General features: G+C 64.4%; 6 protein-coding genes. 4 read left to right on the forward strand and 2 right to left on the reverse strand.

What is annotated here, in order from left to right:
- The 3 genes from VN856_RS22925 to VN856_RS22935 all read left to right on the forward strand — a co-directional run.
- Positions 1 to 655 (forward strand): S1C family serine protease (locus VN856_RS22925; protein WP_325693363.1); only part of this gene is annotated, 655 nt, incomplete at its 5' end.
- Positions 655 to 1,197 carry a MogA/MoaB family molybdenum cofactor biosynthesis protein gene (locus VN856_RS22930; RefSeq protein WP_325693365.1) on the forward strand — a complete coding sequence of 181 codons (543 nt, stop codon included), beginning with the start codon at positions 655 to 657 and terminating at the stop codon, positions 1,195 to 1,197. The genes VN856_RS22925 and VN856_RS22930, both read left to right, overlap by 1 nt.
- A gap of 308 nt (positions 1,198 to 1,505) precedes the next feature.
- Positions 1,506 to 1,934, forward strand: a complete 429-nt coding sequence (locus VN856_RS22935) for an MscL family protein (protein WP_325693367.1) — start codon at positions 1,506 to 1,508, stop codon at positions 1,932 to 1,934.
- A gap of 6 nt (positions 1,935 to 1,940) precedes the next feature.
- Here VN856_RS22935 and VN856_RS22940 read toward each other — a convergent pair whose 3' ends face one another.
- Both VN856_RS22940 and VN856_RS22945 read right to left on the reverse strand, forming a co-directional pair.
- Positions 1,941 to 2,603, reverse strand: coding sequence for an SAF domain-containing protein (locus tag VN856_RS22940; protein WP_325693370.1), 663 nt, complete (start codon positions 2,601 to 2,603; stop codon positions 1,941 to 1,943).
- Positions 2,604 to 2,668: 65 nt separating this feature from the next.
- The gene (locus tag VN856_RS22945; RefSeq protein WP_325693372.1) at positions 2,669 to 3,022 is read right to left on the reverse strand and encodes an FmdB family zinc ribbon protein; all 354 of its coding nucleotides are present in this window, start codon (positions 3,020 to 3,022) and stop codon (positions 2,669 to 2,671) included.
- Between the two features lie 201 nt (positions 3,023 to 3,223).
- Here VN856_RS22945 and VN856_RS22950 point away from each other — a divergent pair.
- On the forward strand, positions 3,224 to 3,701 hold a 478-nt coding region (locus VN856_RS22950; protein WP_325693374.1), incomplete at its 3' end, for a hypothetical protein.

Genomic DNA, 3,701 nt, shown 5'->3' on the forward strand with positions numbered 1-3,701 from the left:
CTTGACCCCGATCACGCTCGGTTCCTCAGCCAACCTGCGCGTCGGCCAGGACGTGGTGGCCATCGGCTCGCCGCTGGGGCTGGAGGGCACCGTCACCACCGGCATCATCAGCGCGCTGAACCGGCCGGTGGCCGCGGGCGGCGACATCAAGAACCAGAACACCGTGCTCGACGCGATCCAGACCGACGCCGCGATCAACCCTGGCAACTCGGGCGGTGCGCTGGTCAACATGAACGGCGAGCTGGTCGGTATCAACTCGGCGATCGCCACACTCGGCGGTGACTCGCCCGACGCGCAGAGCGGCTCGATCGGTCTCGGCTTTGCGATTCCGGTCGATCAGGCCAAGCGCATCGCCGACGAGCTGATCAGTTCCGGTACCGCGCAGCACGCCTCGCTGGGCGTGCAGGTCACCAGCGATAAGGAAACGCCCGGCGCCAAGGTTGTCGAGGTGGTGCCGAACGGCGCCGCAGCGGCCGCCGGTATGCCGGGCAACGTGGTGGTCACCAAGGTCGACGACCGCACCGTCAACAGCGCCGACGCGTTGGTCGCCGCCGTGCGATCCAAGGCGCCCGGCGACAAAGTCACGCTGACCTACAAGGACCCGTCTGGTGAAACCAAGAAGGTCCAGGTCACGTTGGGCAAGGCCCAGCAGTGATGAGAGCCGCCGCGCCGTGGTCGGAGTCCAGATATACGGTTGCAACCATGGAAGAGCGCGCGGACTTGGTCGGCAGGGCACTTGTCGTTGTTGTTGACGATCGGACCGCCCACGGGGACGAGGATCACAGCGGTCCGTTGGTCACCGAGTTGCTCACCGAAGCCGGGTTCGTTGTCGACGGCGTGATAGCCGTCGCCGGTGACGAGGTGGAGATCCGCAACGCGCTCAACACGGCGGTGATCGGGGGAGTGGACCTGGTCGTGTCGGTTGGCGGCACCGGCGTGACTCCCCGCGACGTCACCCCCGAAGCGACGCTGGACATCCTCGACCGCGAAGTTCTCGGCATCGCCGAAGCCATCCGGGCATCGGGGCTGTCTGCGGGCATCATCGAAGCGGGGCTGTCACGCGGTCTGGCCGGCATCTCCGGCAGCACCCTGGTGGTCAATCTCGCCGGCTCGCGATTCGCAGTGCGCGACGGCATGGCGACGCTGAATCCGTTGGCGGCCCAGATCATCGGGCAGCTCTCCAGCCTGGAGATCTGACGCTGAGCAGGCCCGCCGCTGACGATCCGGGCGCGATTCACCGGGTATTCGGGACAGAGCTCCCGCAGGAGTCGTCAGACGAGCGTGATCCGCACGCGAGTCGAGACGCCGACGATCGTGAGCAGTGGCTGCGGGACAACGTGCCCCCACACCACACTTGATGCGCCGGCCGGATGGCGATGTTACGGCCCGAACACCCTTGCATGACTAATTCGCCGCAATTGGCGCGGATGTCGATGAGCGGTCTTAACGTCATTCCAGGGTGATCGTCCGCCCTGTTGATTCCTGCTCACAGGAGGTTGGCTCGGGTGCTCAAAGGCTTCAAGAATTTCGTCATGCGCGAGGACGTCATTACCGTCGCCGTCGGTTTGGTTGTGGCATTGGCTTTCTCAAATCTGGTCAAGTCGTTTACCGAAACCGTGATCGACCCGCTGGTGGCGGCGATGCAGCCCGGCACCAAGCTCGGGTTGGGCTATCAGCTCGGCGATGCCGGCAACAAGGCAACCTTCATCGACCTCGGGTCCTTCATCGGCGCGATCATCTACTTCGTGGTCTTCATGACCACCGTCTACTTCGCGATCGTGGTGCCCTATCGGCAGATCCAGAAGCGGCGCGGTGTGACGGTATTCGGTGAGCCGCCGGCGACCAAGGCATGTACGGAATGCTGCTCGGACATCCCTGAGGCCGCGCACAAGTGCAAGTTCTGTACCAGCGAGCAGTCGGCCCCGCCGGCTTGATCCCGGTTAGTGCAGCGTGAGCGTCACGGTCTGGACTAAGGCGGCGCCGGCCACCGCATTAGCCGAAGTGGCCGGCAGCGCGACGAGTACCACCCGATCGTTGGTCGCGGTCTGAGCTTTCTGCTTTGCCGAGACCGACACCACGATCGCGTCGGTGGCGACGACATGCGGGTTGGCTTGCGAACTGTTCTCCGACGCGGCCACGACGTCGACGACATCACCCGGTCGCACCAAGTCGATTAGTGCGCTGTCTGCCGGATGTACCGGCACTATCCGGGCATCGGGCCCTGCGGCCGACTCCGCGAGTCGGCGGCCCAGTAGCCGGACGTCGGTGAGCACTTCGCCGCGCCGCGCCGGCCCCGCCAGCGTCGAGCCGACGACCGCGCCCACATCCGACTGCGATCCATCGGGAACTGTTGGGACCAACCGAGTTTCGAGGCGAAGGTCATCTGCGGTCAGCGCGTTGCCGGGGCTGAGGTCACGCGCGGCCACCACGACATGCGCGCGGTCGCCGTCGGGATCGGGCCGCAACGCGGCAACGCCGGCCAGTACCACCAGCCCGCCCGCCGCAATGCGACGGGCCAACACGGTGCGGGACCAGTCCGGGCGCAACCACTGCGAAATCCGGTCAGGCAAAGACGGATTCAGTGATTTCGGGGAATCTCCCACTCGCCGACAATAGGCCCGGCAGCACAGTAGGTGCGGCCGCCGAACGACCGCCTGTGGATAACCGGCTAGCTGGAGGTGGTCGCGGTCGACTTCGACGAGGACGAGGAGTCGGACTTCTCACTCGAGGAGCTCGACGAGCTGCTGGACTTCTCCGAAGAGCTGGATGTGTCGCTCGAACCGGAGCCCTCGGAACTCGACGACGAACTCGACTTGGCCGAGCCGTTACTCGAGCTCTTGGCCGACTCGCGACTGTCGTTGCGGTAGAAGCCGCTGCCCTTGAACACCACCCCGACCGAGCCGAACAGTTTGCGCAGCCGACCCGAGCACTTCTCGCACGTGGTCAGCGCATCTTCACTGAATGCCTGGACCGCATCGAAGCGATCGTCGCACTCGGTGCAGGCATAGCTGTAAGTCGGCACACAAACCTCCGTGATGGTCTAAACGCTTAGCACTCTACCGTCTCAAGTGCTAGAACCGCCATGTGGCGCGTGTCATTCCCGCTCGAAGCGGCCGCATCCCGAACACATGAGTATTGCGCTACTGAAGCGATTTCCCTGGCCGCGCCAGACACTTTCTTTAGCCCTTCGACACGGTCGGGCACTCAACAATCGGGAGCAGATATGTTGATCGCAATTGTCAACCAGTCGACGTTGGTGTCGGACCAAGACGTCGCCACCATGACCCAGGCCATCGCGGCCCAGGTCAAATTGGATGTCGCACCGCTGTGGGACCGGTCTCCCGCGGCGGTGATTTTCTACACCGACCCCAAGAACGTGCCCGTGGCGGCGCACGGCATCGCTGTGGTCGACACGATCAAAGATCAACCCTCGGGTGTGCTCGGCTACCACACCGAGGACCCGGGCGGGAAGTTGTGGGGTGTGGTCGCCGCCAAGCCGGAACTCGACAATGGCGGCAAGGCGACGACGGGTGACTGGAGTGTCTCCAGCGTCCTGTCTCACGAAGTGCTCGAGATGTATATCGATCCCAATTGCAACCTGTGGGCGAACGACGGTCGTGGCAAGGCCTACAGCTTCGAAGTCTGCGACCCAGTCGAGGCTCCGACCTACGTCGTCAACGGCGTTTCGGTCTCCAACTTCG

Origin of the sequence: Mycobacterium sp. (assembly GCF_035603715.1) — a bacterium.
Classification (GTDB): domain Bacteria; phylum Actinomycetota; class Actinomycetes; order Mycobacteriales; family Mycobacteriaceae; genus Mycobacterium.

What these genes read in the sequence shown, in the direction of transcription:
- VN856_RS22930 (WP_325693365.1), top strand. Translation starts at nt 655, where the DNA reads ATGAGAGCCGCCGCGCCGTGGTCGGAGTCCAGATATACGGTTGCAACC.